We start from the raw sequence: 4538 nt of genomic DNA on the forward strand, positions 1-4538 counted from the left end.
ATCCCGACATCGTCATGCTGACGACCGTTGGCCCTCGCTTCGGCGCCGGTCGTCTGGCCGATCTCTATGAAAGCCTGGGCGGCAGCGTTACCCGTATCGGCAAGCCCGACAAGGCGATTTTCGAAGCCGCGCTGGCGCTGGCCGGCGAGCCGGACCCTGGCACCGTGGTCTGTGTCGGCGACAGCGTCGAACACGATATATCGGGGGGAAACAGCGCCGGCATCGCCACCGCGCTGGTGCTGAGCGGAATACTGGCGGACACACCGGATCTCGCCGCTGTTTTCGACGAACAGCAGGCCTGGCCGGACTACATCACGGACAGTTTCAGCTTCCGCTGACCGCCTCCAGCATACGCCGCGCGCTCTCCTCGTCGGTGATCAGGATGGTTGGGGCGATGAGGGTCATGGCGCCGAGCAGCGCTTCGGTTTTCTCCTCGCCACCGGAGGTGAGGATACGGATCGGCGCCTTGCGCAGACGGTCGACATCCACCGACATCACGTGGCTGTTGACCGGATGGTCGACCAGATCGCCGTTGCGGTCGAAGAAATGGAACAGGAGGTCACCCACGGCGCCTCGCGCAAGCAGGGCCTCCCGATCCGCCTCCTTGAGAAAGCCGCCCCGAGAGAAGGTGGTGGCCGAGGCAATCCCGCCGACGCTCAGCAGAACGGCATCAAGCACGTCGGCCATTTCGAAAATCTCCTGCAGGCCGCAGCGCTCGATCAGTGCGATCTTGGTCTCGACGCTGTCGACGACGGCTGGTGTCGGCATCAGATAGCCGTCGCCCTGGAATATCTGAGCGAAGCGCCAGGCGAACTCGGCTGGGTTTACCCGGCGCACGACGCCGACACCGCCAAGCAGCGAAATCACCTTGAAATCGGTGAGCGACTTGGCGCTGATGAAGGGCAGGCTCGAGAACAGCGTCTGCCCCCAGCCGACGCCGACCCGCATGCCGGACTTCATCGTGTCCGACAGGAAACTGCCGGTCTTGGCGCTGATCGCTGGTATCGGATCGGCATTGGGTGCCGAAAGCGGCGCCACCAGCGCCTGCTGCAGCCCGAACGTCTTCTCCAGCGCGCGCTCAAGCCGCACGATTTCCGACAATTCGCTCTCGATGGTGATCTTCACTTCGTTGCGCGCCCGGGCATCCGCCAGCATGCGCACGATGGTGACGCGACCGACGCCGAGCACGTCGGCGATCTCGTTCTGCGTCATCTGTTCGACGAAATACATCCAGGCGGCGCGAATCCTGAGGCGATCCGTTCGGCTTTCGCTGGCGACCTGCTCGGTTGCCTCGCCTCGACCGTCTTCGCTTTCGCCCTGTCGTCGTCTGCCCAAGTCTGTCTCTCCCCCTGCGGCGACGGACGAGCGCGCTGCCGCCGATTCTGCATGCTGGTCTAGTATCGCCTATTGATCTACCAATCGATAGGAACAATGTAGAGAGTGGCGGCTGCCCCGGTTGGCGGCTATCCGCAGCAAATTTCAAGGCGATCTGCGATGCTCCGACAAATCTCCGAAGATGTCCGCGTCAATCTGAAGGATCGGCTGCGGGAAGTCCGCGAAATCATCCGCCAGAGCCGCCATGACGGCAGCGGCGATGCCAGCATCCTGCGCGAAGCAACCAGCCATCTGCCGCCGTTTCCGGGCAAGGGCATCGAAGGCCTGCTCAGCCATGCCGCCAGTGCCGTCGACGAGGCGCTGTCGATCGCTGAAGCTTTCGTCCCGCATGAGCGCCCGATCAAGGTGGACGGCACGACGGTAAAGGGCCTCGGCACCTATTTCCCGATCGGCAACGAGGATCGCCAGCTGAGCGCGGAGCGCCTGTTCCGGCGCGATATGTATTATCTGACCAAGGCGGTGCTTGCCGGCCTGAACATCGACAATGCCCGCATCCACGAAGCCGATTTCGCGGCCGTCCATGCCACGATGCGCAAGCGGCATGGCGACCTCCTGGCCGCCTTGGCCACGCCAGGCGCCGGACTGCAGGCAATCGCGGCGATCTGTTCGGCGCTGCTGGTCGAGTGCCTCAGCCAGCGTCCAGTTCGCTTTGCCGAGACCGTGCCGGAAACGCCGGCCGCGATTGCCGGCCGGGCGCTCGACATAAGCTGCCTGGCGCCGCTCGCTTTGGCCTGCGGCCTGGCGACCACCGGCAGCGACGGTGCACCGGAGCCGGATATGCTGGAGATCGCGATATTGGCGGCGGATATTCGCCACGACCGCATCGTTCAGGCCTGCGCCAAGGCAAACCCCATCGCTGAACTGACACCGGTGTTCGCCACCTTGCTTGCCCATCTGCCGTAATTAGCCGGTCTGGGCTAGCCTTCAGCGGCCATGGCCATGATCGCTTTCTTGGCGCGCTGGATGGAAGCCGGGCTCATCGACAGTTCGGTCAGTCCCATCTTCACGAAGGTCGCAATGAGATCGGGACGGCCGGCCGCCTCACCGCACATGCCGACCATGATACCGGCGGCGACGCCGGCTTTTGCCGTCATTTCGATCGCCGACATGACGGCTGGATTGGTGACATCGTTGAGCTTGGCGACGGTCGGATTGAGCCGGTCGGCGGCCATGATGTACTGGGTCAGATCGTTGGTTCCGATCGAGAAGAAAGCGACCTCCTTGGCCAGCGCCGGAGCGATCAGCACGGCGGCCGGGGTTTCGATCATGACGCCGAGATCGAATGATGCGTGCGGCACGCCTTCGGCTTTCAGCTCGGCCGTGCATTCATCAACCAGCACGCGCGTCTGCCTGACCTCCGAGAGGTCGGACACCATCGGCAGCATCACCTTGATGTTGCCGTGCACGGCGGCCCGCAGCAGCGCCCGCAGTTGGCGCTTGAAGATGTCGGGCCGGTCGAGACACATGCGGATGCCGCGCCAGCCGAGGAAGGGGTTTTCCTCGTCGGGAAATTCGATGCCGGCAATCGGCTTGTCACCGCCGATGTCGAGCGTGCGCACAATGACCGGATAAGGCGCAAAAGCCTTGGCCAGCGCCGCATAGGTCTCGGCCTGCATGTCTTCCGAGGGCAGATGCATATGGCGCATGAACAGAAGCTCGGTGCGGAACAGGCCGATGCCCATGGCGCCAGCCTCTTGCGCCGCTTCGATTTCCTCAAGTGAGCCGATATTGGCCGCGATCTCGATGATCCTGCCGTCGGCAAGCTTCGGCGTCACCGTCTTGAAGATGGTCAGGCCGGCGCGCTCCTTTGCCGCCGCTTCGACGCGGCCGGCGAAATCGGCGCGGGTCGCCGCGTCGGGGTCGATGATCACATGGCCGGCATTGCCGTCGAGCGCGACCTCTCGCGCGGTGCGCAAGGCATTGATCTGGCCGCCAAGGCCGAGCACGGCCGGAATGCCGTGCGAGCGCGCGATGATGGCGATGTGCGAAGTGGCGCCGCCATGGCCGCACACCACGCCGCCGATACGCTTCAGCGGCGCGCGTGCCAGATCCCAGGCACCGATGTCGTCGGCGATCAGGATAGCGCCTTCGGGGATGTTTTCGAGGCTGATATCGTCCTGCCCCAGCAACACGAGGCAGATCTGCCGCCCGACCGCATGAACGTCGTCCGTCCGGGCGTTGAGATAGTGATCGTCGACCGCGCTGAATTCGGCGGCAATGGTGGAGGCGGCGGTGATGACGGCGGAGACCGCGTCATTGCCGCCCTTGATCAGGCCCTCGGCCTCACCAGTCAGGCTGTCGTCGGCGGCGATATCGCGCAGCGCAGCGACGATGCCGCGGTCTCCAGCCGACAGGCTGTCCTGCGCCAACGCAAGATCCATGCGGGCCTGGACCGCGCCGACGGCTGTGCGGAACCTGTCGATCTCGCCTTCGATCTCCTCGGCCCGCAACACGCGGCCCCGTCCGGCGATATCGGGTGGGAAATGCGCAAAGGCCGGGCCGATGGCGAAACCTTCGCTGGCGGCCACGCCACGCAGGCGGTTTGCCCCGTCAGGAGCCGCCGGCACGAATCCGGGCGCGGGTGCCGCTTCCTGCCCGGCATCGTTCGCCGGGCTCTGCGCTTCCGCTTCATCATCGAGGCCGGCCCGCGGATTCTCGAGGTAGCCGATCAGCGCCTCGAGCGCCTCGATGGCATCGGCGCCATTCGCCCGCACCGTGACTTCCTGGTTCTCCTTGACCGCCAGCAGCATCAGCTTGACCGAACTCTTGGCGCTGACCGCCTTGCCGTCCTTGACCAGTTCGACGTCGGATTCGAAGCCCTTGGCGAGCTTCACGAACCGCGTCGCGGGACGGGCGTGCAAACCTTCATGCACTCGGACGATGGTCGAGCGTTCCATGGCAAATACTCTGGTTTTGGGCGCCGCTCCCAACATAGGCCGCGGCGCGAATGCTGTCAGGCGGCGATGGTGATGATCGCCCCGGTCTTCAGTGCGGCCACGAGCGCTTGCGGGTCGACTTGCGACGCGCAGATCTCGCCGGGCCTCTCGGCCTCCGTAGCGCCGTTGAACGAAATGACGACATGGCCCATTTCCAGCACCTTGCTCCACGCGCTGGAGCCGACCGCTGTGATAACAGCGGCAACC

At 64.8% G+C, this 4538-nt stretch carries 5 protein-coding genes; 2 read left to right on the forward strand and 3 right to left on the reverse strand.

Translation table 11 applies throughout. From position 1 onward, the window contains the following. Positions 1–338: HAD hydrolase-like protein (locus EN939_RS22070; RefSeq protein WP_164751140.1), on the forward strand; the 338-nt coding region annotated here is incomplete at its 5' end. Here EN939_RS22070 and EN939_RS22075 read toward each other — a convergent pair. Beyond that, a complete protein-coding gene (locus EN939_RS22075; RefSeq protein ID WP_127269653.1) occupies positions 325–1335 on the reverse strand; it encodes a sugar-binding transcriptional regulator in 1011 nt (336 codons plus the stop codon). The genes EN939_RS22070 and EN939_RS22075 overlap by 14 nt on opposite strands. Positions 1336–1494: 159 nt before the next feature. Between EN939_RS22075 and EN939_RS22080 the strand changes: the two genes are divergently transcribed. After that, the gene (locus EN939_RS22080; RefSeq protein WP_127269655.1) at positions 1495–2298 is read left to right on the forward strand and encodes a hypothetical protein; all 804 of its coding nucleotides are present in this window, start codon (positions 1495–1497) and stop codon (positions 2296–2298) included. A gap of 14 nt (positions 2299–2312) precedes the next feature. Here the strand turns inward: EN939_RS22080 and ptsP are convergent, their stop codons facing one another. Continuing rightward, positions 2313–4292: a phosphoenolpyruvate--protein phosphotransferase gene (gene ptsP / locus EN939_RS22085; RefSeq protein WP_127269657.1), complete on the reverse strand. Its 1980-nt coding sequence runs from the start codon at positions 4290–4292 to the stop codon at positions 2313–2315. 56 nt (positions 4293–4348) lie between these two features. Continuing rightward, positions 4349–4538 (reverse strand): PTS glucitol/sorbitol transporter subunit IIA (locus EN939_RS22090; RefSeq protein ID WP_272483108.1); only part of this gene is annotated, 190 nt, incomplete at its 5' end.

It is taken from the genome of Mesorhizobium sp. M7A.F.Ca.CA.002.05.1.1 (assembly GCF_003998335.1).
Classification (GTDB): domain Bacteria; phylum Pseudomonadota; class Alphaproteobacteria; order Rhizobiales; family Rhizobiaceae; genus Mesorhizobium.